This is a genomic window from Nocardia sp. NPDC057227 (assembly GCF_042669725.1).
Taxonomy (GTDB): Bacteria; Actinomycetota; Actinomycetes; order Mycobacteriales; family Mycobacteriaceae; genus Nocardia; species Nocardia asteroides_A.
The window spans coordinates 312,131-333,440 of record NZ_JBHUXA010000004.1 but is presented as its reverse complement, the minus strand read 5'-3'; the positions used below and the strand labels follow the sequence as shown (position 1 = coordinate 333,440).

The 21,310-nt window shown below is 73.3% G+C and carries 25 protein-coding genes; 17 read left to right on the top strand and 8 right to left on the bottom strand.

Going from position 1 to position 21,310, the window contains the following annotated elements; all coding sequences use genetic code 11:
• Window positions 1-38: 38 nt before the first annotated feature.
• Genes ACFUJ1_RS09525 through ACFUJ1_RS09515 form a run of 3 tightly spaced genes read left to right on the top strand, consistent with a single transcriptional unit; the run spans window position 39 to window position 2,550 of the window.
• Complete coding sequence (locus ACFUJ1_RS09525) at window positions 39-950, top strand: metal ABC transporter substrate-binding protein (protein ID WP_378644300.1); 912 nt, start codon at window positions 39-41, stop codon at window positions 948-950.
• A complete protein-coding gene (locus tag ACFUJ1_RS09520) occupies window positions 947-1,684 on the top strand; it encodes a metal ABC transporter ATP-binding protein (protein ID WP_378644299.1) in 738 nt (245 codons plus the stop codon). The genes ACFUJ1_RS09525 and ACFUJ1_RS09520 overlap by 4 nt, the downstream gene beginning before the upstream one ends.
• Before the next feature lie 35 nt (window positions 1,685-1,719).
• A complete protein-coding gene (locus ACFUJ1_RS09515; RefSeq protein ID WP_378644325.1) occupies window positions 1,720-2,550 on the top strand; it encodes a metal ABC transporter permease in 831 nt (276 codons plus the stop codon).
• Between the two features lies 1 nt (window position 2,551).
• Here the strand turns inward: ACFUJ1_RS09515 and ACFUJ1_RS09510 are convergent, their stop codons facing one another.
• Window positions 2,552-3,406 (bottom strand): oxygenase MpaB family protein, encoded by an 855-nt coding sequence (locus ACFUJ1_RS09510; protein WP_378644297.1) that lies wholly within the window; start codon window positions 3,404-3,406, stop codon window positions 2,552-2,554.
• Between the two features lie 172 nt (window positions 3,407-3,578).
• Here ACFUJ1_RS09510 and ACFUJ1_RS09505 point away from each other — a divergent pair, with 172 nt between their 5' ends.
• Both ACFUJ1_RS09505 and ACFUJ1_RS09500 read left to right on the top strand, forming a co-directional pair.
• A complete protein-coding gene (locus ACFUJ1_RS09505; protein ID WP_378644295.1) occupies window positions 3,579-5,216 on the top strand; it encodes an AMP-binding protein in 1,638 nt (545 codons plus the stop codon).
• Complete coding sequence (locus ACFUJ1_RS09500; RefSeq protein WP_378644294.1) at window positions 5,213-5,419, top strand: hypothetical protein; 207 nt, start codon at window positions 5,213-5,215, stop codon at window positions 5,417-5,419. The genes ACFUJ1_RS09505 and ACFUJ1_RS09500 overlap by 4 nt, the downstream gene beginning before the upstream one ends.
• Window positions 5,420-5,427: 8 nt before the next feature.
• On the opposite strand, the gene ACFUJ1_RS09495 is transcribed toward ACFUJ1_RS09500, so the two are convergent.
• From ACFUJ1_RS09495 to ACFUJ1_RS09485, 3 genes are read right to left on the bottom strand one after another with little or no spacing between them, the layout of a single operon-like run.
• Window positions 5,428-6,189, bottom strand: a complete 762-nt coding sequence (locus ACFUJ1_RS09495; RefSeq protein ID WP_378644292.1) for an alpha/beta fold hydrolase — start codon at window positions 6,187-6,189, stop codon at window positions 5,428-5,430.
• A gap of 23 nt (window positions 6,190-6,212) precedes the next feature.
• A complete protein-coding gene (locus tag ACFUJ1_RS09490; protein ID WP_378644291.1) occupies window positions 6,213-7,817 on the bottom strand; it encodes an alkaline phosphatase D family protein in 1,605 nt (534 codons plus the stop codon).
• Window positions 7,818-7,877: 60 nt separating this feature from the next.
• Window positions 7,878-8,597 carry an SDR family NAD(P)-dependent oxidoreductase gene (locus ACFUJ1_RS09485; protein WP_378644289.1) on the bottom strand — a complete coding sequence of 240 codons (720 nt, stop codon included), beginning with the start codon at window positions 8,595-8,597 and terminating at the stop codon, window positions 7,878-7,880.
• Window positions 8,598-8,687: 90 nt separating this feature from the next.
• On the opposite strand from ACFUJ1_RS09485, the gene ACFUJ1_RS09480 reads away from it, so the two are divergent.
• From ACFUJ1_RS09480 to ACFUJ1_RS09455, 6 genes are read left to right on the top strand one after another with little or no spacing between them, the layout of a single operon-like run.
• On the top strand, window positions 8,688-9,266 hold the full coding sequence (locus tag ACFUJ1_RS09480; protein ID WP_378644288.1) for a TetR/AcrR family transcriptional regulator: 579 nt from the start codon (window positions 8,688-8,690) through the stop codon (window positions 9,264-9,266).
• A gap of 41 nt (window positions 9,267-9,307) precedes the next feature.
• Window positions 9,308-9,796 carry an FBP domain-containing protein gene (locus ACFUJ1_RS09475; RefSeq protein ID WP_378644287.1) on the top strand — a complete coding sequence of 163 codons (489 nt, stop codon included), beginning with the start codon at window positions 9,308-9,310 and terminating at the stop codon, window positions 9,794-9,796.
• Window positions 9,797-9,835: 39 nt separating this feature from the next.
• The gene (locus tag ACFUJ1_RS09470) at window positions 9,836-10,435 is read left to right on the top strand and encodes a sulfite oxidase-like oxidoreductase (protein WP_378644286.1); all 600 of its coding nucleotides are present in this window, start codon (window positions 9,836-9,838) and stop codon (window positions 10,433-10,435) included.
• Window positions 10,405-11,148, top strand: coding sequence for an FAD-binding oxidoreductase (locus tag ACFUJ1_RS09465; protein WP_378644285.1), 744 nt, complete (start codon window positions 10,405-10,407; stop codon window positions 11,146-11,148). The genes ACFUJ1_RS09470 and ACFUJ1_RS09465 overlap by 31 nt, the downstream gene beginning before the upstream one ends.
• A 3-nt stretch (window positions 11,149-11,151) precedes the next feature.
• Window positions 11,152-11,418, top strand: a complete 267-nt coding sequence (locus tag ACFUJ1_RS09460) for a DUF6510 family protein (protein WP_378644283.1) — start codon at window positions 11,152-11,154, stop codon at window positions 11,416-11,418.
• Between the two features lie 27 nt (window positions 11,419-11,445).
• Window positions 11,446-12,456 carry a TIGR03617 family F420-dependent LLM class oxidoreductase gene (locus ACFUJ1_RS09455; protein WP_378644281.1) on the top strand — a complete coding sequence of 337 codons (1,011 nt, stop codon included), beginning with the start codon at window positions 11,446-11,448 and terminating at the stop codon, window positions 12,454-12,456.
• Window positions 12,457-12,555: 99 nt separating this feature from the next.
• Here ACFUJ1_RS09455 and ACFUJ1_RS09450 read toward each other — a convergent pair whose 3' ends face one another.
• Window positions 12,556-13,779 carry a heavy-metal-associated domain-containing protein gene (locus tag ACFUJ1_RS09450; protein WP_378644279.1) on the bottom strand — a complete coding sequence of 408 codons (1,224 nt, stop codon included), beginning with the start codon at window positions 13,777-13,779 and terminating at the stop codon, window positions 12,556-12,558.
• Window positions 13,780-13,948: 169 nt separating this feature from the next.
• On the opposite strand from ACFUJ1_RS09450, the gene ACFUJ1_RS09445 reads away from it, so the two are divergent.
• Complete coding sequence (locus ACFUJ1_RS09445) at window positions 13,949-14,773, top strand: SMP-30/gluconolactonase/LRE family protein (protein WP_378644277.1); 825 nt, start codon at window positions 13,949-13,951, stop codon at window positions 14,771-14,773.
• Window positions 14,774-14,859: 86 nt separating this feature from the next.
• Window positions 14,860-15,672, top strand: a complete 813-nt coding sequence (locus ACFUJ1_RS09440) for a DUF1206 domain-containing protein (protein WP_378644276.1) — start codon at window positions 14,860-14,862, stop codon at window positions 15,670-15,672.
• Here ACFUJ1_RS09440 and ACFUJ1_RS09435 read toward each other — a convergent pair.
• Window positions 15,638-16,339: an alpha/beta fold hydrolase gene (locus ACFUJ1_RS09435; protein WP_378644274.1), complete on the bottom strand. Its 702-nt coding sequence runs from the start codon at window positions 16,337-16,339 to the stop codon at window positions 15,638-15,640. The genes ACFUJ1_RS09440 and ACFUJ1_RS09435 overlap by 35 nt on opposite strands.
• 56 nt (window positions 16,340-16,395) lie before the next feature.
• On the opposite strand from ACFUJ1_RS09435, the gene ACFUJ1_RS09430 reads away from it, so the two are divergent.
• Both ACFUJ1_RS09430 and ACFUJ1_RS09425 read left to right on the top strand, forming a co-directional pair.
• Window positions 16,396-16,728 carry an MmcQ/YjbR family DNA-binding protein gene (locus ACFUJ1_RS09430; protein ID WP_378644272.1) on the top strand — a complete coding sequence of 111 codons (333 nt, stop codon included), beginning with the start codon at window positions 16,396-16,398 and terminating at the stop codon, window positions 16,726-16,728.
• A 125-nt stretch (window positions 16,729-16,853) separates the two neighbouring features.
• A complete protein-coding gene (locus tag ACFUJ1_RS09425) occupies window positions 16,854-17,789 on the top strand; it encodes an alpha/beta hydrolase (protein WP_378644270.1) in 936 nt (311 codons plus the stop codon).
• An 87-nt stretch (window positions 17,790-17,876) separates the two neighbouring features.
• Here ACFUJ1_RS09425 and ACFUJ1_RS09420 read toward each other — a convergent pair whose 3' ends face one another.
• Window positions 17,877-18,332, bottom strand: coding sequence for an SRPBCC family protein (locus tag ACFUJ1_RS09420; RefSeq protein WP_378644268.1), 456 nt, complete (start codon window positions 18,330-18,332; stop codon window positions 17,877-17,879).
• A 201-nt stretch (window positions 18,333-18,533) separates the two neighbouring features.
• On the opposite strand from ACFUJ1_RS09420, the gene ACFUJ1_RS09415 reads away from it, so the two are divergent.
• Together ACFUJ1_RS09415 and ACFUJ1_RS09410 are read left to right on the top strand one after the other, a co-directional pair.
• A complete protein-coding gene (locus tag ACFUJ1_RS09415) occupies window positions 18,534-19,565 on the top strand; it encodes an ABC transporter ATP-binding protein (protein WP_378644266.1) in 1,032 nt (343 codons plus the stop codon).
• A gap of 93 nt (window positions 19,566-19,658) precedes the next feature.
• A complete protein-coding gene (locus ACFUJ1_RS09410; protein WP_378644264.1) occupies window positions 19,659-20,489 on the top strand; it encodes an alpha/beta hydrolase fold domain-containing protein in 831 nt (276 codons plus the stop codon).
• An 8-nt stretch (window positions 20,490-20,497) separates the two neighbouring features.
• Here the strand turns inward: ACFUJ1_RS09410 and ACFUJ1_RS09405 are convergent, their stop codons facing one another.
• Window positions 20,498-21,280, bottom strand: a complete 783-nt coding sequence (locus tag ACFUJ1_RS09405; protein WP_378644262.1) for a phytanoyl-CoA dioxygenase — start codon at window positions 21,278-21,280, stop codon at window positions 20,498-20,500.
• Window positions 21,281-21,310 lie beyond the last annotated feature (30 nt).

The window sequence follows — 21,310 nt, the reverse complement described above, 5'->3', positions numbered from 1 at the left end:
CGCTTTCGAGTTCGGTGACCCGAACTTATGATGGCTCCATGAATCGGATGGTGCTGCTCGTCGTGCTGGCGCTCGGGCTGGCCACGGCCGGCTGCGACCGGGTCGGCGCGCGCGACGACGACGGGCGCCCGGTGGTGCTGACCACCTTCACCGTGCTCGCCGACATCGCCGCGAACATCGCGGGCGACCGGCTGCGGGTGGAGTCGATCACCAAGCCGGGCGCGGAGATCCACGGCTACGAGCCGACGCCCGGCGACATCCGGCGGGCCGCGCAGGCCGATCTGGTCGTGGACAACGGGCTGAACCTGGAGGCCTGGTTCGCCAAGTTCGTCGCCGACCTCGACGTCCCGCACGTGGTCGCCTCCGAGGGGGTGCGGACCATCGACATCGCCGCGGACGCCTACGCGGGCAAACCGAACCCGCACGCCTGGATGAGCCCGGTCAACGTCCAGCTCTACGCCGACAACCTGGCCCGTGCCTTCACCGAGCTCGACCCCGGCGGCGCGCAGCAGTACGCCGCCAACGCCGCCGCCTACAAGACGGCGCTGCAGCAGGTCAAGGACGATCTGGTGACCCGGCTCGCCGCGCTGCCGCCGACCCAGCGCGCGCTGGTGACCTGCGAGGGCGCCTTCTCCTACCTGGCCCGCGACGCCGGGCTCACCGAGCGCTACATCTGGCCGGTGAACGCCGAGCAGCAGGCCACCCCGCAGCAGGTGACCGGGGTGATCGAGTTCGTCCGCTCGGCCGCGGTGCCCGCGGTGTTCTGCGAGTCCACCGTCTCCGACGCCCCCATGCGGCAGGTGGCATCGGCCACCGGCGCCCGGCTCGGCGGGGTGCTCTACGTGGACTCGCTCTCCGAGCCGGACGGGCCGGTCCCCACCTACCTCGACCTGATCCGGCACGACGCGGACACCGTGGCGGCCGGGCTGACCGGGAGCGCCGCCCGATGACCCCGGCGATCGCGGTCAGCGACGTCACCGTGCACTACGGCGAGGTGCTCGCGCTGGAGCGCACCTCGCTGGAGCTGGCCCGCGGCCGGGTCTGCGCGCTGATCGGGATGAACGGCTCGGGCAAGTCGACGCTGTTCAAGGCGATCATGGGCATGCTCACCCCGGACGCCGGAACCGTCCGGATCGCGGGCGACACCCCGGCGGCCGCCCGCAAGGCGGGACTGGTCGGGTACGTGCCGCAGTCCGAGGAGATCGACTGGGCCTTCCCGATCACCGTGCGCGAGGTGGTCATGACCGGGCGCTACGGCCGGCTCGGATTCACCCGCAGGCCGCGGGCGGCGGACCGGGCGGCGGTGGACGCCGCGCTGGAGCGGGTGGAGCTCGCCGACCTGGCGCACCGGCAGATCGGCCAGCTCTCCGGCGGGCAGCGCAAGCGCGCCTTCGTCGCGCGCGGGATCGCGCAGGGGGCGTCGGTGCTGCTGCTCGACGAGCCCTTCGCCGGGGTGGACAAGCGCTCGGAGGCCACCATCACCGCGCTGCTGCGCGAGCTGGCCGCGGACGGCGCGGCCGTGCTGGTCTCCACGCACGACCTGCACGCGCTGCCGACCCTGGCCGACGAGGCGGTGCTGCTCATGCGGAAGGTGCTCGCGCACGGCGACATCGACGAGGTGATCCGCCCGGAGAACCTGGTCCGCGCCTTCGGCCTCGACCCGATGGCGGGCGGTGCGCGGTGATCGACCTGCTGCTCGACCCGTTCGCCTACGACTTCATGGTGCGCGCGCTCGCCGCCACCGTGATCTCCTCGGTGGTCTGCGCGATCCTGTCCTGCTGGCTGGTGCTGATCGGCTGGTCGCTCATGGGCGACGCGGTCTCGCACGCGGTGCTGCCCGGGGTGGTGCTCGCCTACATCGTCGGCGCGCCGTTCGCGCTCGGCGCGGTGGTCTTCGGCTTCCTGGCGGTGGCGCTGATCGGGGTGGTGCGCGACACCAGCCGGGTCAAGGAGGACGCCACCATCGGCATCGTCTTCACCACGCTGTTCTCGCTGGGGCTCGTGCTCATCTCGGTGACGCCGAGCCAGACCGACCTGAACCACATCATCTTCGGCAACCTGCTCGGCGTCGCCCCGTCGGATCTGTGGCAGATCGCGGCGCTCGGCGCGGTGGTCTTCGTGATCGCGGTGGCCAAGCGCCGCGACCTCACGCTCTACGCCTTCGACCCGACGCACGCGCACGCCATCGGGCTGAACCCGCGGCTGCTCGGCGCGCTGCTGCTCGGGCTGCTCGCGCTCACCGCGGTGACCGCGCTGCAGGTGGTCGGGGTGGTGCTGGTGGTGGCGATGCTGATCATCCCCGGCGCCACCGCCTACCTGCTCACCGACCGGTTCGGCCGGATGCTGCTGATCGCGCCCACGCTCGCCGTCGTCGCGGCGGTGACCGGGCTCTACCTGGCCTACTACCTGGACACCGCCGCGGGCGGCATGGTGGTGCTTGCCCAGGGCGTGCTCTTCGCCGCGGTCTACCTGTTCGGGCCGCGGCACGGGCTGATCGCCACCCGCTGGTCGGCGGCGCGCAGGCGCAGGCAGGCCGTGCGCGCCGGCTGACTCAGACCAGCGGTTTGCCCGCCGCGATCCGGCGCCGCATGTCGGCCAGGTGCTTGTCCAGCGGGTACTGCGGCCACGGCTCGGGCAGCCGCCGGATGACGAAGCCGAGGCCGCGCATGATCAGCTCGAAGGCGCGCTGCCTGCGCGGCCCCCAGTCCAGCCCGAGCTCGTCGCGGAACCACTGCGGCAGGTAGCCGGTGGTGAAGAAGCGGTTCACGCGCTTGCCGAGCAGCTGCTGGACCCGGCTGTACGGGCCGAGGTCGACCACCTGGTCGAGCAGGTAGCGGCGCACGCCCTCGTCGATGGAGAGCTGCGGCAGCATGGACTCCCAGTACGCGGTGAAGGCCGCGCGGTCGGCGGGCCACAGCTCGGCGGGCATCTGCAGCGTGGTGCCGAACCGCGCCGACTCGCGGTACAGCGCGTCGGAGAACTCCTCGGTCTGCTCGCCGTAGAGCAGCCGGAAGGAGTCGGCGGTGCCGAGGTAGATGCAGCCTGCCACCCAGAGCTGCAGCTTCGGGTCGAAGGCGCTGTAGCGCACCTCGGCGCCCGGCTGCGAGCGGACCTGCCGGTGCGAGGTGTCGGTGGCCTTCCGGTAGGCCACCCGCTCCTCCTCGGTGCCGAGCATGGCGACCGCGAGGTAGGTGAGCGTGGTGCGGCCGCGCTTCTGCGGCCGGAGGTCGAAGCGGCCGCTGGCCACCGTGCTCTCCACGACGCCACGGCCGACCGGCGCCAGGCTCAGCTGCATGATCACGTTCGCCGGGCCGCCGAGCAGCGCGCCCGGACCCGCGATGAAGCGGCGGCGGTCCGTCGGCTCGGCGCCCGGCGTGCTGGGCACCGGCTGGATCGAGCGGGTCATCTCCGACCTCCCGAGAGTTGATGAAACAAGTTGACTCAAAGTCTCTCATGTAATCAACGGTTCAACAACGATCAGGCTTCCGATGACGCCGGATGTCGAAATAAGTGAATGGGCATTCTGCTCCTGCGCTACGCTCTGCGCACCGATCCGTCGCCGCTGAGGGAGAACCGCCGTGGGGCTGCAGGAGCTGACCCGTCCGCTCACCGATTCGCTCGCCGCGGCGAGCGTGCTGGTCCGGCGCGGCATGCTGGATCCGCTGCGCCCGGACCACACCCTGCGCGCCGCGCGGGACGCGAGCCGCTACGGCCCGTTCACCACGGTGCTGCGGGCGGCCGCGCGGCGCTGGCCCGCGCGCACCGCGGTGATCGACGACCGCGGCGGGCTGACCTTCGCCGAGCTGGACTCCCGCTCGGACGCGCTGGCCCGCGGCCTCGCCGCAGGCGGCCACGGCGCGGGCACCGTGCTCGGCGTGCTCTGCCGCGACCACCGCGGCATGCTGCTGGCGCTGGCCGCGGCCGGGAAGCTCGGGGCCAGGGTCGTGCTGCTGAACACCGGGTTCGGCGGGCGGCAGCTGGCCGAGGTCGCGGTGCGCGAGCGGATCGCCGCGCTCCTGCTCGACGCCGAGTTCCTTCCGCTGCTCGCCGCGGCGCCGGAGGCCATCGCGCGCATCCTCACCAGGGCGGACGGCGCCGAGCCGGGGGTGCCCACCGTGGACGGGCTGGCCGCCGCGCACGCGCCCGAGCCGCTGCCCGCGCCCGCAAGGGCGGGCGGGCTGGTCATCCTGACCAGCGGCACCACCGGGACGCCGAAGGGCGCGCCGCGGGAGAAGGTCTCGCCGCTGCAGTCGGCGCAGTTCCTGGACCGGATCCCGCTGCCGAGGGACAGCGCCATGGTGCTGGCGGCTCCGCTGTTCCACGGCACCGGGCTCTCCCAGCTCGGGCTCGGCTGGGCGCTCGGCAACACCGTCGTGCTGCGGCCGGGGCGCTTCGACCCGCGCTGGACGGTCGCGGCGGTGGCCGAGCACCGGGCCGCGAGCCTGGTGGTGGTGCCGACCATGCTGCAGCGCATCGTCGACCTGCCCGCCGCCGAGCTGGCCGCGCACGACACCTCCGCGCTGCGGGTGATCTTCGCGGCCGGATCGTCGGTGTCGCCGGATCTGAGCAGGCGGACCGCCGAGCTCTTCGGCGACGTGCTCTACAACCTGTACGCCTCCACCGAGGTGGCGGTGGCGGCGGTGGCGACGCCGGAGGACATGCGGCTGGCGCCGGGCACCGTCGGGCGGCCGCCGGTGGGGTGCCGGGTGGCGCTGTACGACGAGCGGCGGGCGCGGATCACCGAGCCGGGGGCGGTCGGGACGATCTTCGTCTCCAGCGGGCTGAGCTTCGCCGGGTACACCGACGGGCGGACCAGGGAGACCGTGGACGGGCTGCTCTCCAGCGGGGACGTGGGGCACTTCGACGCCGAGGGGCGGCTGTTCGTCGACGGCAGGGACGACGACATGATCATCTCCGGTGGCGAGAACGTCTTCCCGCTCGAGGTGGAGAACCTGCTGGTGGAGCGGGCGGATATCGCCGAGGCGGCAGTGGTGGGGGTGCCGGACGCGGACTTCGGGCAGCGGTTGCGGGCGTTCGTCGTCCCGGTCGAGGGGGCGTCGGTGGACGTGCGGGAGATCAAGGATTACGTCAAGGCGGATCTGGCGCGGCACAAGGTGCCGCGTGAGGTGATCGTGCTGGACGAGCTACCGCGGAACGCGACCGGGAAGTTGCTGCGCCGGGCGCTGCTCGACTACGACCCGGACGCCGCCGGATGAGCGCCTCCGTCGGGCGCCGCACCGCCACCGAGATCCTCGACTACTTCGGGAAGTGCCCGCGCTGCGGGTATCCCGCCACCGCGTGGCTGCACACCGTCGTCGCGGACGGGCGCACCAGGCGCGAGGTGATCGGGGTCTGTGACTCGCCCTGCGGGTGGAGTGGGCCGGTCCGGGTCACCAGCATGACGAAGCAGGGTCGGTGATCGTCGGGTCAGGCGAGCGCGGCGCGGACGGCTTCGGCCACCCCGCGGGGGCGGAGGGTCGGGGCGGTGTGCCCGCCGGGGAAGACAGCGACCGGAACTCCGAGGAGCGCGCCGAGGGCGTGCGCGCATTCGGCGGTCGGCCCGTCGGTGGACCGCCCGACCGCGGGCACGACGAGATCCGCGCGCAGTGCGGAGACGTCCGGGCGGTACTTCCGGACGGCGGGCGCGTCGGAGCGCAGAAAGACCTCGAGGTTGGGGCGCTCGAAATTCGCCGACCCCACCTCGACCTCGGGTTCCCGATCCCCGGGATCGACCGCGATCAACCGCGCGAACTCCACCATGGCCGCCGCGACCCCGGCCTCCGCATACGCCTCTTCGAGCCGCTTCTGCGCCGCGAACAGCGCCATCCCCTCGGCATCGGGCAGTAGCGCCGAGATCGGCGGCTCGTGCGCCACCACCCGGGAGACGGCATCCGGGTGCCGTATCGACAACTCCAGCGCGATGGCCGCGCCGATACTGCTCCCGAACACCGCCGCTGGCCCGCCGCCCACCTCGGCGAGGACGGCCGCCGCGTCGTCGGCGTGCTCGGCGAGCGCGGAGGCGGGCGGCAGCGCGGTCCGCACCTGCCCGCGCCGGTCGTGGTTCAGCACCGTGAAATCCGCGGCAAGCAGGTCACCGAGCGCACCGTAGGCATCGGCGTCCCCGTCTCCGCCGGGCAACAGCAGCAGCACCGGCCCCGAACCCCGGACGCGATAGTGAATCCCGGTCATACCGTCGAACCTACCCGCGGGGCTCAGGAGTGCGGCGGCCGCAACTCCAGATCGGCGACCTTGACCAATCCCGCCTCCGAGCGCGCGGTTTCGAGCACGAAACGCCCGCGCCGCCCGTCCAGGTGCAGCGCGGCGAGCGAGTTCCCGAAGTGCGGCCCGCTGATCTTCTCCCAGCGCACCGGGTCCGGCGAGATCCCGCGCCGATCGGCGAGCCGGCGCAGCGCCCGCGCCAGCCGGCGCCCCCAGGCCGCGGCGAAGACGGCGTGGAAGATCTTCGGCGGCTCGTTGTGCACCGGTGAGCAGACCAGTTGCAGCACCGTCGATGTGGTCGGCTCCGGATAGTCGGCGCGCGCGGCGTAGCTGTGGTGCACGTCCCCGGAGAGCACCGAGATGGTGGCGGGCGCGTCCGGCCCGCTCCCGATCCGCTGGATGAGCGCGGCCAGCCGCTCGAAGGAGGCACGGAACGCGGGCCAGTGCTCCAGATCCGCCTCCTGCCGCACCTTCTCGCCGAGCTTCCCGCGCCAGCCGGGCAACCCGGCGGCGCGCTCGTTCAGCGACTGGAAGTGGCTGAGCGCGGGCGGCATCAGCCACGGCAGCGACGACCCGATGAGCAGGTGGTCGATATCGCCAGCGGCGTTCGCCTCCAGCCACTCGAACTCCTCGGCGCCGACCATGAGCCGGTCGCCGTCCAGGATGCGCCCGCTGCGGGTGTCGATGACGAGCAGCCGGACCCGCCCGAAGTCGCGGCGGTAACTCCAGCGCACCGGCTTCCGCCCGTCCGCCTCCTTGTCCGCCGCGGCGCCGAACTCCTCGAGCAGCCCTTGGACGTCGCCGCCGTGCGCGGTCACCGTCCGGTACAGCTCGTTCGCGGCCAGGTCGTCGGGCGCGAGGTTGCCCAGGTGCTGGTACACCCAGTAGGAGGCGAGCCCGGAGCGGATGCGCTCCGGCCACCAGGGCAGCGCCGCCATCTGCTCGCGCCAGGTGCGTGAGGTGTTCCAGTCGTCGCGCACGTCGTGGTCGTCGAAGATCATCGAGGTGGGGACGGTGGACATGAGCCAGCGGATCTCCGGGTCGGCCCAGGACTCGTGGTACAGCTCGGCGTACTCGCGGAACGAGACCACCTCGCCCGCGGGCTCGGCCCCGTCCCGCCGCCGCGCCAGCCACTCCTTGATCCGCGGCGTCGGTTCGTCGGCGTACACCTGGTCGCCGAGCAGGACGAGCGCGTCCGGCCACGCCGACTCGGAGAGCTCCTTCATCCGCAGCGCGTAGGTGTCCAGCGCGTCCACCCCGACCTTGTCCGCGGCGAGCGCGCCCGGCGTCGCCTTGGCCGCGCGGCAGGAGCCGAAGATCAGGGTGCGCACCCGGTGCGTGCGGATCCGGCTCGGCGGGAACTCCGAATCCGGCTCCGGCCACACCCGCGCGCCGTCCAGCGCGACCTCGTAGGGCACCGAGCTGTCCGGCTCCAGCCCGGCCACCACGACCAGGGCGAAGTGCAGCTCGCCCACCTGGAAGGTGCGGGCGCGGGCGCCCAGCACCGTGACCTCGCAGGGCGCGTCGGTCTCCACCCACACCGTGGCCGAGGTGGCGTCGACGTGCCGCAGCACCGGACCGAGAACCAGTTCCGCCATGATCTCGACGGTACGTCGCCCGCGCCGCGGCGGCTCGCCGAATCGGCCCGGCCCGTTCGCTCAGGCGGCGCTGAACACGTCGAAGACCGCTTCCGCGCGGTCCCGCTCGCGGGTCATTCGCCAGGCCGTCTCGGCGAGCTCGTCGGGGTCGAGGGTATGTCCGGCGAGCGGCCCGAAGGTGCCGGGATCGGCGGCGACCATGGTGTGGATGTCGCCGCGCTCGACCACGCCGCCGATGGTGAGGGTGCCCGCGTAGACCCCGTCGCCTGCCAGCGCCGCGTGCAGGGTGAGCGCGTAGTTGCGGATGGCGGCGGCGGGCAGCGCCAGCTGGCCGAGCATCGGCATGGGCCGGACGCTGGAGAGCCCGCCGGCGAACAGCAGTGCGCCGGAACCCCGTTCCCGCATGCCGGGCAGCACCGCGGCGACCGCGTCGGCGGCGGGCCACACCCAGTCGAAGGCGGTCCGGGCGACGGCGCCGTCGGTCGCGGTGAGCGGGATCGGCAGGTGGCTCGGGGCGGGGCCGTAGTAGAGCAGCTCGACGTCGCCGTGGCCGCGCGCGGCGTCCAGCGCGGCGCCGAAGCTCGCCGGGTCGGTGACATCGGCGGGGTAGGCGTGCGCGGTGACGCCGTCGGCGGCCAGCTCGGCCAGGTAGCGCGGGTGCCGCTCGGCCGAGCGGGACACCAGCACCACACCGAGCCCCGCGCGGCCGAACCGCCGCGCGATGGAAAGGCCGAGACCGGGACCGGCGCCGACGACGAGGGCGATGGGGGAACGGGACATTGCTACTACCTCCGAAAGTGAGGGGGGCCTCGATTTACCGCACCGTACCACGGAACTCGAGGGGCACCTCGATTTCGTAGAATGGCGGCCGTGCCCACCCGACCGCTGCGCCGCGACGCCGCCCGCAACCGCGAGAAGCTGCTGCGCGAGGCGGCCGAGGTCTTCACCGAGCAGGGGCTGGACGGGTCGCTGGAGGAGGTGGCGCGCCGGGCCGGGGTGAGCATCGGCACGCTCTACAACCACTTCCCGCACCGCGACGCGCTGATCGAGGCGCTGCTGCCGGAGCGGCTCGCGGTACTCGGCGAGCTGGCCGTCGCGGCCGACGCCGAGCCCGACCCGTGGCGGGCGCTGACCGGGTTCTGCGCGGGTCTGGTCGCGCACATGATCGCCGACCGCGGGTTGCTGGAGGCGCTGGTGCGCGAGCACCCCGCGGCCGCCGGGATCGCCGAGGCGTGCCGCGACGGGGCCGCGCGGCTCACCGCCGTGCTGGCGCGGGCCAGGGCCGCCGGGGTGGTGCGCCCCGACCTCGGCGATACCGACGTGGCGCACCTGATCTGGGCCATGTCGCTGCTCGGTGCGGAGGCCGGGGCCGAGGCCGGGCAGCGCTGCCTCGCGCTCGCGCTGGACGGGTTGCGCGGCCGAGCCGATCTCCGATTCCGCCCGGAATAATTGCGTTGTCCCCCGAGCGCGGAATTCGTACCGTCGGTCGCATGGATCCGATCACCGAGGGCGAGATCCGCTCGTCGTTCGTCAACTGTTCCAAGGGCGAGGCCAAGCGGCTGCCGGTACCCCGCGACCTGGCCGAGCGGCCCTGGGACGACCTCGACTTCCTCGGCTGGAGCGACCGCTCGCTGCCCGGCCGCTGCTACCTGGTCGCGCCGGGCGCCGACGGCCCGGTCGGGGTCGCGCTGCGCTACGAGACCGGCGGCTCCGGCCGGGCCCAGATGTGCACCATCTGCCTGACCACGCACACCGGCGGCGGCGTCTCGCTGCTCACCGCGCACAAGGCGGGCGAGGCCGGGCGGCGCGGCGACTCGGTCGGCACCCTCATGTGCACCGACCTGGCCTGCTCGCTCTACGCCCGCGGCCGCAGACGCCCCGCGCTCGGCAACCGCTACCGCGAGAACCTGAGCACCGAGGAGAAGGTCGAGCGGGTGCGCGACAACCTGCGCGCCTTCCTCGACCGGCTGCACCGCTGAGCGCTGCAACCCGGCAAACAGGGGGTTACGATCCTCGGTATGGCCATCTTCTCGCCCGGGTTCCGGGGCCGGGCCCGCGGGGCCGACGACCGGCTGCCGCCGGGGCAGTACCTGACCGAGGACTTCCCGGTGCTCTCCGCGGGCCCGACGCCGCGGATCGCCCCGGAGCGCTGGAGCTTCACCATCACCGACGAGACCGGCGCCGAGACCACCTGGAGCCGCGCGGAGTTCCTCGCGCTGCCGCAGGAGCAACCGCACGTGGACATCCACTGCGTGACCCGCTGGAGCAAGCTCGACACCGACTGGACCGGCGTCTCGCTGGACACCCTGCTCGGCGCGGTCGAGACCCAGGCCGAGTACGCGCTGGTGTACAGCTACGGCGGCTACACCACCAACCTCCCGCTGGACGACCTGCTCGACGGCAAGGCCTGGGTGGCGCACCGCTACGGCGGCGCCGAGCTCGACCCCGAGCACGGCGGCCCGGCCCGGCTGCTCGTCCCGCACCTCTACTTCTGGAAGTCGGCCAAGTGGGTGCGCGGCATCCGGCTGCTCGACCGCGACGAGCAGGGCTTCTGGGAGGCCGCCGGCTACCACGACTACGGAGACCCATGGCGCGAGCAGCGGTACCGGGACGACTGACCGCGGCCCGCGGCTGGCGCCCCGCCGAACTGGCGGGCGAGCGGTTCGAGACGCCGACCGCCCGCACCCTGCTGCTGCGGGTCGCGGACTGGCCGGGGCACCTGCCCGGGCAGCACGTCGACATCCGGCTCACCGCGCCGGACGGCTACCGGGCGGTGCGCAGCTACTCGCTCGCCGCGCCCGCCGACGGCGACATCGTCGAACTCACCGTGCAGCGGGTGCCGGACGGCGAGGTCTCCGGCTACCTGGTGGACGAGCTGCCGGTCGGCGCGAGCGTCGAGCTGCGCGGCCCGGTCGGCGGCTGGTTCGTCTGGGATCCGGCCACCGGCGGCCCGGCGATGCTGGTCGCGGGCGGCTCCGGGGTGGTGCCGATCATGGCCATGCTGCGGGCGCGGCGCGCGGCGAACGCGGCGGTCCCGGTGCGGGCGCTGTACGCGCTGCGCACCCCGGCGCAGCGCTACTACGGCCCGGAGCTGGACGCCGACGGCGTCTTCGTCGCCTACACCCGCCGGGTGCCGGAGGGCTATCCCCGCGACCCCGGTCGGCTCACCGCCGCCGAGCTGACCGAGCACGGGCTTGCCCCCGCGCCGGACGTCACCTGCTACGTCTGCGGGCCGACCGGCTTCGTCGAGGCCACCGCGGCGCAGCTCGTCGAGCTGGGGCACGATCCGGCCCTGGTCCGCACCGAACGCTTCGGCCCGGCCGGGAGGTAGTCGATGAGCACGCACCTGGACGGAAATGCCCTGGCCGGGCCGCTGGCCGAGATCTTCGCGGCCGAGGTCACGGCCTGCGGCTGCCGCTGCGGGGCCTGCGGCGCCGCGGGCCCGATCGGCGCGGCCCCCGCCTACCTGCACGGCCCGGGCGCGGTGCTGCGCTGCGCCTCCTGCGCGGCGGTGCTGCTGGTGCTCACCGAGACCCCGGCCGGGCACCGGCTGCGCCTCGGTGACGGCGTGAGCCTGATCGTCCCCGAACTGGACACCTGAACGGAGTCCTGTCCATAGGATGGCCGGGTGAAAGTACACCTGCAGGTCGACGGCGCACCCGGCCGGGCCGCCACCCACGCCAGGGAATTGGCCGAGACCGGCGCCGACGGCCTGTTCACCTTCGAGGGCCCGCACGACGTCTTCTTCCCGCTGGTGGTCGCCGCGGGGGCGGGGCAGCTCGAGCTCATGACCAATGTCGCCATCGCCGGGCCGCGCAGCCCGCTGCACCTGGCGCACGCCGCGTACGACCTGCAGAGTTACAGCGCGGGGCGGTTCCGGCTCGGGCTCGGTTCGCAGATCCGGGTGCACATCGAGAAGCGGTACGGCAGTACCTGGGGCAACCCGGCCGCGCGCACCGCGGAGACGGTGGCGGCGGTGAAGGCCATCCTGGACGCCTGGGAGGGCAAGGCGCCGCTGAACTTCCGCGGTGAGTTCAGCACGCACACGCTCATGCCGCCGAACTTCGACCCGGGCCCGAACCCGTTCGGGCCGCCGCAGGTGCTCATGGGCGCGCTCGGCCCGGTGATGACCCGCAAGGCCGCCGAGGTGGCGGACGGGCTGCTGGTCATGCCGTTCAACACCGACCGGCACCTGGCCGAGCGCACCGCCCCGGCGATCGCCGAAGGGCTCCGCCGCTCCGGCCGCAGCGCCGCCGACTTCCCGGTGATCGGGCAGGTCATGGTGGCGGTGGGGCGCACCGAGGCGGAGCTGGCGGCGGCGCTCGCCGGGGTCGGCATGCTGATCTCCTTCTACGGCTCGACCCCCGCCTACCGCCCGGTCCTGGAGGCGGAGGGCTGGGGTGAGGTGCAGCCGAAGCTGAACCAGCTCTCCAAGACCGGTGGCTACGCCGAGATGCGCGCGCTGGTCACCGAGGAGATGGTGCGGCGCATCGGCATCGTCGGCACGCCCGCGGAGTGCGCCGCGCGGATCCGCGCCCGGTTCGGGGCCGACGTCGGCGAGGTCTGCTGCTACTTCCCGGGGTACACCCCCGACCCCGAGGCCGTCGCAGAACTGGTCACGGCGCTGCACGCCGCCTGAACCCGGCCACCCGCTCCCGACCCCGGCGCTGCCGGTGCCGGTGCCGGTGCCCGGGATCAGGCCACGCGCGCCGGGCCTGGCGCCACCGCTGCCCCCGGATCAAGCCAGGGGCGCTCGGTCCGGGGTGAGCAGGGCCGGGTTGTAGCCGCTGTCGCGCAGCGCCTCGAAGGCGCGCTCGCGGTTGCGCGGGCTGCGGAACTCGGCGTGCACCGTCTTGCGCTCCAGGTCGATGTCGTGCACGGCGATGTCCATCGAGGTGAGCACGGCGGTGATGGTGCGGACGCAGTGCTTGCAGTTCATGTCCGGCACCGTGACCAGCCCGTCCGGCCCGTCCTCGGCGGCGGCCGGGGGAGCGGGCAGCACGTCGACCCGCCGCACCGCGGCCGCGAACGCCTCGACGAACCGCTCCGCCACCAGGCCGTGCAGCTGCAGCGGGGTGCCGTCCACCCGCTGCCAGCTCGTGGCCGGGCAGACCGGCCGCTCCGCGGGGCCGAGCAGCGCGTACTGCCGGGAGATGAGGTCCAGCTCGTCGTGGTACTTCGCGATGGCCTGCTCGGTGCCGAGCCCCTCCGCGGTGCGGGCCCGGTGCATGACCGCGCGCGCCTCGGCGAGCGTCGCGTTCTTCATGGCGTGCAGCGTCGCCACCGAATCCGGGGTGTAGCGCAGCCGCTCGCCGGTGCTCTGGAACGCCACCGGGATCATGCCGCGCCGGTGCGTCGATGCCTGCAACTCCCAGAACCAGCGCGTCGCCACCGCGCCGAAGATCCCCGAGTCCCGCAGCGCCCGCGCGAAATCCACCGGATCTCGGTGCGGGGTGCGGTGCGCGAGCAGCGCGTGCTGGGTGAGCGCCCGCGCGGCCGCCTCCACGCCGACCCGGACGATCTCCAGCGGCTCCTGGTCGGTGGTCGTCCCGGCCAGCACCGCGCGGGCGGGCCCGTCCAGGGCGCGCACCCGGCCGAGGAACTCCGCGTCGGTGCGCAGCGCCCGCCAGAGCTCGAGGAACGCCGAGCGGGCGGCGATCGGCACGATCGGGCCGGGCCCGTCGGCGTGGAAGTGCCCGATGTTGCTGATGCCGTCCTCGTCCACCCAGGTGAGGCGGTGCGTCGCCGAGGTCACCAGCTCCGGCGGGCAGGGCCGCATGAAGCGTTCGAGGTAGAGCCGCTGCGAGAGCGTCAGGTGGCGGCCCGGTTCGGGGGTGAGCGGTACCGCCCGGTAGTGCGCGGTGAACGGCTCGCGCTCCGGCGCGGCCGCGGCGAGCAGCCCGGGGTGGGCGAGCGAGCCGAGTATCCGGGCGAGGGCGGCACGGTCGTGACGCGGTTCCACGGGACCTCCCGATTGCGTCCGGCGCACGACGACGCGGCGTCGTGCCCGCACGCGTAGTGCTGGCGCGGCGTCCGGCCCCCGTCCAGAATAGCGACGCACGCCGCGCGGACCGACGAGTTCCGGCGACTCGGCCCGTCGGTACCGATGACGTCGACGTGAGGAGCCGGAAATGCGAATCGTGCGCGAGGGGATCGGATTCGGGGAATCGCTGCGCTGGCACGGCGGAAGGCCATGGGTGGCCGACTGGGCCGCCGGGCAGGTGCTCGCGCTGGACGACGCGGGCGGCGCGGAGGTGGTCGCCGAGGTCACGTCCTTCCCGCTCTGCTTCGACTTCCTGCCGGACGGCAGGCTGCTGCTGCTCGACTCCGCCGGGCGCCGGGTGCTGCGCCGCGAACCGGACGGCACCCTCGTCACCCACGCCGAGCTGGCCGAATTCGGCGCCACCCCGTGGAACGAGATCGTGGTGGACGCGGCGGGCCGCGCCTACCTGAACAACATCGGTTTCGACTTCCCCGGCGGCGACTTCGCCCCCGGCTTCCTGGTCCTCGTCGACACCGACGGCACCGCGCGCCGGGTGGCCGGTGCCGTCGCCTTCCCGAACGGCATGGCCGTCCTGCCCGGCGGGCAGACCCTGATCCTGGCCGAGTCCTACGCGGAGCGGTTGACCGCGTTCGCCGTGCACCCGGACGGCACGCTCGGCGCGGCCGCGGAGTGGGCCGCCACCCCCGGTGACCACCCCGACGGCATCTGCGCCGACGCCGACGGCGCGATCTGGTACGCCGATGTCGGCACGTCCCGCTGCGTCCGGGTGCGCGCGGGCGGGGAGCGCTGCGGCACCGTGGAATTCGACCGCGGCGCCTTCTCCTGCACGCTCGGCCGCGGCGCGAATCCGCAGCTCTACGTGGTCGGCCAGCGGTGGGGCGACGAGCGGGGCGGGCCATCGGGAGTGGTGGCCGCGGTGCCTGCCCCCGCGCCCGGCGCCGGGTGGCCGTAACCCGTTCGCGGGCAGCGGTGCCCGTTTCGGCGCCGCGCGGCCGGGTAACTCGCCGAACGACCGCACCGCACTGATGAGAAGGCGCCATGGCTATCACCAATACCTCGACGGGCTCCGCTAGCCGGATCGCCCAGAACAGCACGTTCGAGCGCGTCGCCCGCGCCGGATACGTGATGAGCGGAATCGTCCATCTGCTCGTCGGCTACATCGCCCTGCGCGTCGCCTTCGGCGGCGGCGGCACCGCCGACCAGTCCGGCGCGATGGCCGAGATCGCCGCAGCGCCCGGCGGGAAGTTCGTGCTCTGGTTCGCCGTGGTCGCCTTCGTGCTGATGGCGCTCTGGCGGCTCGCCGAGGCGGCGTTCGGCAGCGCCAACAAGCCGGACAAGAACAGCAAGCAGGGCGAGGCGTTCCGCCGGGTCAAGGCGCTCGGCACCGCCGTGATCTACCTCGGGCTCGCGCTGACCGCCTTCTCCTTCGCCAAGGGCGGCGGCAGCTCCAGCAGCGGCCAGAACAAGGGCACCACCGCCAAGCTGATGGAGAGCACCGGCGGCAAGGCTCTGCTGATCATCGCGGCGCTGGTCGTGCTCGGCGTCGGCGCCTACTACGTGTACAAGGGCGTCACCAAGAAGTTCCTGGAGGACCTGGACACCAACAGCCAGCTGGCCAAGCGCCTCGGCACCACCGGCTACGTCGCCAAGGGGCTCGCCATCGCCGTCATCGGCGGCCTGATCGCCTGGGCCGTGTTCGACCACGATCCGAACAAGGCCTCCGGCCTGGACGGCGCCTTCAAGACCCTCGGCGCCCAGCCCTTCGGGCAGGTGCTGCTGGTGCTCGCCGCGCTCGGGATCGCCGTCTACGGCCTGTTCAACTTCTTCCAGGCGAAGCACGCCAAGATGTGACGTACCGGTTCAACCGGTCGGCCAGCTCGCGCGGACGGCTCAGCATCACCCCGTGACTTCCATCGATTTCATCGGGGTCGATGCCGAGCCGTTCGCGCACGAGCGTGCGCACGAACTCCGCCGGGAAGAAACGGTCGTCCCGGCACAGCAGGAACCGGGTCGGCACGTCCGGCCAGGCATCCAGCGGAATCGGGACGTCGCCGTCCTCCACCTGCTCCCGGCCGCGCGCCAGCTCCTCGGCCGCCAGCTCGGCGGGCACGTCGTGCAGGAACGTCGCGACGATCTGCTCCTCGGTCTCCATCGGCAGCTCCAGGCCGAGCGCGTCGTACCCGCTCTTCGACCACCACTCGTTCGGCGCCTCGCCCGGCGCCGGGATCATGGCGCTCACCAGGATCAGCTGCTGCACCGGGCGCCGCGCCGCGAGCACCGGCGCCACCAGCCCGCCGTACGAGTGCGCCACGACCACCACCCGCTCCGCGTCGCCGAGCTCGGCGGCCAGGAAGTCCGCGTACTCGGCGATCCCGCTCTCCGGGTCCTCGATCGGCAGATCCGGCGCCAGCACCTCGTGCCCGTACTCCCGCAGCAGCGGCGCGACCAGGTGCCAGTCCCAGCCGCTGGCGCCGCCGCCGCCGTGGATCAGCAGGACGGTGATGGGGGAGTCGGTCATGGTCGAAAGCCTAGACGCCGCGGTGCTGTCGGACGCCGATGGCAGGATTCCGGGTCATGACCGCATCGGGGGACGACGTCCGCGCCTACGCCCTGTCACTGCCGGAGACCTCCGAGGAGTTCCTGTGGCAGATGCCGATCTTCCGGGTGGGGCGCTCGCTCTTCCTGACGCTGCCCGACGACGAGACCTCGATGGCGGTGCGCTGCCCGATCGTCGACCGGGACGAGCTGGTCGCCGCGGAGCCGGAGAAGTTCTGGATCGCCGCGCACGAGGCGGGGAACGCCTGGGTCCGGGTGCGGCTCACGGCCCTGGACGACCGGGAGGAGCTGTGCGCCATCGTGCTCGACTCCTGGCGGCTGGCCGCGCCGAAGCGGTTGCTCGAAACCTGAGCGACCGACCGGATCGCTCCCGGATGCCGGCCGATACAGGCAGTTCGCGCCGGGTTTGCTCGCCGGACGCCGCTGCGCCCGGGCGCGAGTTGTCCCGGGAGCGCGGGGCGAGAATCGTCGGAGGCATGCATTCCGATGACTACGCCCAGTTCCTGCCACCGGAGTACCGGGAGCGGGCCCGCGTCGCCCCGGTCTCGACCTGGTGGCAGTGGCGCGGCCGTCGGGTGCATATCGCGCGCGCGGAGCGACCGGAGGCGGGCGTGCGGGTGCTGGTCCTGCACGGCGGCGGCGGGCACAGCGGGGCGCTCTGGCCGCTGGCCGCCGCGGTCGCGCCGGACGGCGTCGAGCTGCTCGCCGTCGACCTGCCGCTCTACGGCGCGACCGTCGAGCCGAACCCGCGCTCGGTGCGGTACCGCGACTGGGTCGAGCTGGTCTGCGACCTGGTGCGCGCCGAGACCGCGCGCGACCCGCGGCCGCTGGTGCTGTTCGGGGCGAGCATGGGCGGGATGCTCGCCTACGAGGCGGCGACCCGCACCGGCGCGGCCGCGCACGTGCTCGCCACCTGCCTGCTCGACCCCGCCGACCCGGCCGCGCGCCGCGCCGCGGCCCGCACCCCGGCGGCCGCGCGGCTGGCGCCTGTGCTGGCCGTGCTGGAGCCGGTGCTCGGCGGCGTCATGATGCCGATCCGGCTGCTCGGCGATCTCGGCCGGATGAGCGCGAACCCGGAGCTGACCCGGTTCTGCGCCCGCGACCCGCGCGGCGGCGGGGCGAAGGTGCCGCTCGGCTTCATGGCCGGCTTCCTGAACTTCGAGCACACCGCGCCCACCCGCTACACCGGCCCGCCGGTGACGCTGGTGCACCCGGCCGACGACGCCTGGACCCCGCCCGCGCTGAGCCTGCGGGTGCTGGAGCGGATCGCCGCGCCCACCGAGGCGGTCCTGCTCGAGGGCTGCGGGCACTTCCCGGTCGAGCAGCCGGGGCTGGATCAGCTCGCCGCCGTCATGCTGCGGCTGCGCGACACCGTTCAGCCGGTGCGCCGGAGCGCCGGCGAGTCCGGTTGATCGGCGGCGGTCGACACGCGGTGCGCTAGGTCGTGCCGCCCGGGGCGGTCGCCGCACCGGTTGCCCGCGCGGGGACATGGGCCCGGATCAGCGCCGCAGCCTGCGCTCGGCGGTGCGCAGCACCAGCTCGAAGCCGCTGCGCACGATCGGCGTCCAGACCCGGGTGAGCAGCCCGGCCGCGACCGGCGTCGCCACCGCGAACTCCGAGTGCCAGCGCACCCGCGTTCCGCCGGGGACCTCCGCGCAGGTGATGCTCCCGGCCTCGTGCCGCAGCGGGGGCACCGCCCGGACGATCCGGTACTCCATCCGGTGCGGCGGCTCGTACCCGGTGACCAGCTCGGTCAGTGCCAGCGCCGCCGTCACCACCTGCCGCACCGCCCCGGCGCCCTGCGGCACCGGCGCTCCGGGAGTCACCAGCCGGGCGCGGAGCACGCCGGGCACCGACCGGTAGTTCGCCGAGTCGGTGAGGAAGTCGAAGACCTCCGCGATCGGGGCCGCGATCACCCGCTCCACCTCGACCGTGCGCAGAACAGCGGTCCCCACCGCGGCGCTCCCTCCACTCGAAATGCATTCGCAAGAGTGCGAACCTCAGCTAACTTAGCGGTTTCCGTGCGCCGGTGGGGGCGAAACTCGCGCGTTGTTTCTGGCCGATATGGACCACGGGGTATTGGAATCGGCGGTAACATCGCCGACTGAATCATGTGGTGTGCCCTGATCCGGGCCACCGGGAGCAGGGAGGTTCTCGTGGGCGTCGAGGTCAGGACCGAAGGGGTCACCAAATCGTTCGGCTCGCAGCGGATCTGGCAGGATGTTTCGCTGACGCTGCCGTCCGGTGAGGTCAGTGCGTTGCTCGGCCCGTCCGGGACGGGTAAGTCGGTGTTCCTGAAGTCGCTGATCGGGCTGCTGCGTCCCGAGCGCGGATCGATCTACATCGACGGTGTCGACATCACGACGTGTTCGAACAAGCAGCTCTACGACATTCGCAAGCTGTTCGGGGTGCTGTTCCAGGACGGTGCGCTGTTCGGCTCGATGACGCTGTTCGACAATGTGGCGTTCCCGCTGCGGGAGCACACGAAGAAGTCGGAGTCCGAGATCCGGCAGATCGTGATGGAGAAGCTGGAGCTGACCGGTCTGATCGGGGCCGAGGGCAAGCTCCCGGGTGAGATCTCCGGTGGTATGCGCAAGCGTGCCGGGTTGGCTCGCGCGCTGGTGCTCGACCCGCAGATCATCCTGGTCGACGAGCCGGACTCGGGCCTGGATCCGGTGCGTACCTCGTACCTGAGCCAGCTGCTGATCGACATCAACGCGCAGATCGACGCGACGATTCTGATCGTCACGCACAACATCAACCTGGCGCGGACCGTTCCGGACAATATCGGCATGCTGTTCCGCCGTCAGCTGGTCATGTTCGGTCCGCGCGAGGTGCTGCTCACCTCCGACGAGCCGGTCGTCAAGCAGTTCCTCAACGGGCGCATCATCGGGCCGATCGGCATGTCCGAGGAGAAGGACGAGACCCAGATGGCCCGCGAGCAGGCCATGGTCGACGCCGGGCACCACCACGGCGGCGCCGAGGAGGTCGAGGGGATCGCCCCGCAGATGCGGGCCACCCCCGGCATGCCGGTGCGCCAGGGCATGCTGCGCCGCAGGCAGCGGGTGCAGGAGATCCTGCACACCCTGCCGCCGAACGCGCAGACCGCGATCCGCAACTCCTTCGAGGACGGCGATCGCACCGAAGTGATCGAGCACTATCCCGCCGGCGCGCAGAGCCGCTACTGATCCCCTGTTCCGTTCTGTGGTCTTCGTGACGGCGAAACGCGGTCGCGGCGGGTATACGCCTCAGGAGTAGAACCCGCCCGACAGGAGAAGCCGATGAGCGCCGTGCGCACCGTTGACCGGACGATACCGGGGCGGCAGGGCGCGATACCGGTCCGCGACTACCTGCCGACGGAGCCGCGCGCGGGGGCGGCGCCCCTGGTCTGGCTGCACGGCGGCGGCTTCGTCACCGGCGACCTGGACACCCCGGAGTCGCACCGGGTGGCGCTGCGGCTGGCCGCCGCCGGGCGGCTGGTGCGCGCCGTCGACTACCGGCTGGCGCCGCGGCCCTGGGGGCGGCGCTCGAAGGACACCCCGGCGGGGCACCACTACCCGGCCGCGCTGGACGACGTGGTCGACGCGAGCCGCGCGCTCGCCGCCGAGCACGGGCGGATCGTGCTCGGCGGCGCCAGCGCGGGCGCGTGCCTGGCCGTGACCGCGGCCGAGCGGATGCCGGGAACGGCCGGACTACTGCTCTGCTACGGCCTCTACCACCCGGAGCTCCCCGCGCTGCCGGCCTCGGTGCGCAGGCGGACCAGGGGGCTCGCGGGCTACCGCCAGTTCACCCCGGCGGCGGTGTACAAGATGAACGTCAATTACGTGGGCCACGAGGAGCTGCTCACCGGCGGCGCCTTCCCCGGCGGCACCGAGCTCACCGGCCTGCCACCCACCCTGATGCTGGACGCCGACTTCGACACCCTGCGCGCCTCCGGCGAGACCTTCGCCGCCGAACTCGCCGAAGCGGGCGTCCCGGTGGCGCACGCCGTCGTCCCGCACTCCTGGCACGGCTACCTGAACCGGCACCGCCTCAACGGCTTCCGGTTCGCCCTCACCGCCATGAACGGCTGGCTCGCCAAGCGCGACGCCGCCATCGCCCGCACCCCCTGAGCGGCGGGTCAGCGACCGGCGGCGGCCAGCCCGCGCCGCACCGCCTCGGCCACCGGAGCGGGCCGGTCGCCGTCGAGGTCGAGCCCGCCGACCGGCTCCAGTGGCGGCTGCGCCAGGAACCGCGGTACCCGGCCGCGGTGCGCCTGCGCGGTGTGCACCAGGAACGGGTGGCACAGGAAGACGTCGCCGATCCGGCCGGTCGCCGCGACCACCCGGCACCCGTCGGTGGCGGGCACGACCTCGGCGCAGACCTCCGTCCAGTCCCGCCCCGCCGGCCCCGAACCGCGGAGGAAGGGCGGCACGGCGAGGTGCGACCCCACCCGGAGCAGCGTCGGCGCGTCGTCCGCCCCGACATCGGAGAACAGGAACAGCATCAGCAGCGCCCGCCCGCGCGAGCGCAGATCGACCCGCGGCCCCCCGTCGGCCCCGGTGAACGACGCCTCGACGTGCCACCCCGCCGCCTCCGGCGGCTCGGAGCTGGGGAAACGCAGCGGGAAGGTGCCGAGCCCGAGCCGCGGCCGCCAGCGGCCCGCGCCCACCAGCCGGTCGTACGCCGCCACCAGCACGTCGGTGCCCGCCGCCGCGGTGAACGGCGGCGAGCTCAGCCCGGGCACCCAGATCAGCGAGCGGGTCCAGGACGCCGGATCGGCGGCGTCGAGGCCGATGTGCGCCCAGAGTTCGGCCGCGCAGCGCAGCCCGAGATCACGATCGAAGGCGCCTGCGACGCGCACGAACCCATCGGTGATGAAGCGCTCGACCGCGGCGTCGTCCATGGCCGGTGAGGATGCCACCTCGGGACGGCCACCTCAACCGAATTCCGG

Excerpts from the sequence above, each read along its gene's own strand:
- ACFUJ1_RS09525 (WP_378644300.1), top strand. The coding sequence starts at position 39 with ATGAATCGGATGGTGCTGCTCGTCGTGCTGGCGCTCGGGCTGGCCACG.
- ACFUJ1_RS09520 (WP_378644299.1), top strand. The coding sequence starts at position 947 with ATGACCCCGGCGATCGCGGTCAGCGACGTCACCGTGCACTACGGCGAG.
- ACFUJ1_RS09515 (WP_378644325.1), top strand. The coding sequence starts at position 1,720 with ATGGTGCGCGCGCTCGCCGCCACCGTGATCTCCTCGGTGGTCTGCGCG.
- ACFUJ1_RS09510 (WP_378644297.1), bottom strand. The coding sequence starts at position 3,406 with ATGACCCGCTCGATCCAGCCGGTGCCCAGCACGCCGGGCGCCGAGCCG.
- ACFUJ1_RS09500 (WP_378644294.1), top strand. The coding sequence starts at position 5,213 with ATGAGCGCCTCCGTCGGGCGCCGCACCGCCACCGAGATCCTCGACTAC.
- ACFUJ1_RS09495 (WP_378644292.1), bottom strand. The coding sequence starts at position 6,189 with ATGACCGGGATTCACTATCGCGTCCGGGGTTCGGGGCCGGTGCTGCTG.
- ACFUJ1_RS09490 (WP_378644291.1), bottom strand. The coding sequence starts at position 7,817 with ATGGCGGAACTGGTTCTCGGTCCGGTGCTGCGGCACGTCGACGCCACC.
- ACFUJ1_RS09485 (WP_378644289.1), bottom strand. The coding sequence starts at position 8,597 with ATGTCCCGTTCCCCCATCGCCCTCGTCGTCGGCGCCGGTCCCGGTCTC.
- ACFUJ1_RS09475 (WP_378644287.1), top strand. The coding sequence starts at position 9,308 with ATGGATCCGATCACCGAGGGCGAGATCCGCTCGTCGTTCGTCAACTGT.
- ACFUJ1_RS09470 (WP_378644286.1), top strand. The coding sequence starts at position 9,836 with ATGGCCATCTTCTCGCCCGGGTTCCGGGGCCGGGCCCGCGGGGCCGAC.
- ACFUJ1_RS09465 (WP_378644285.1), top strand. The coding sequence starts at position 10,405 with ATGGCGCGAGCAGCGGTACCGGGACGACTGACCGCGGCCCGCGGCTGG.
- ACFUJ1_RS09460 (WP_378644283.1), top strand. The coding sequence starts at position 11,152 with ATGAGCACGCACCTGGACGGAAATGCCCTGGCCGGGCCGCTGGCCGAG.
- ACFUJ1_RS09445 (WP_378644277.1), top strand. The coding sequence starts at position 13,949 with ATGCGAATCGTGCGCGAGGGGATCGGATTCGGGGAATCGCTGCGCTGG.
- ACFUJ1_RS09440 (WP_378644276.1), top strand. The coding sequence starts at position 14,860 with ATGGCTATCACCAATACCTCGACGGGCTCCGCTAGCCGGATCGCCCAG.
- ACFUJ1_RS09435 (WP_378644274.1), bottom strand. The coding sequence starts at position 16,339 with ATGACCGACTCCCCCATCACCGTCCTGCTGATCCACGGCGGCGGCGGC.
- ACFUJ1_RS09430 (WP_378644272.1), top strand. The coding sequence starts at position 16,396 with ATGACCGCATCGGGGGACGACGTCCGCGCCTACGCCCTGTCACTGCCG.
- ACFUJ1_RS09425 (WP_378644270.1), top strand. The coding sequence starts at position 16,854 with ATGCATTCCGATGACTACGCCCAGTTCCTGCCACCGGAGTACCGGGAG.
- ACFUJ1_RS09410 (WP_378644264.1), top strand. The coding sequence starts at position 19,659 with ATGAGCGCCGTGCGCACCGTTGACCGGACGATACCGGGGCGGCAGGGC.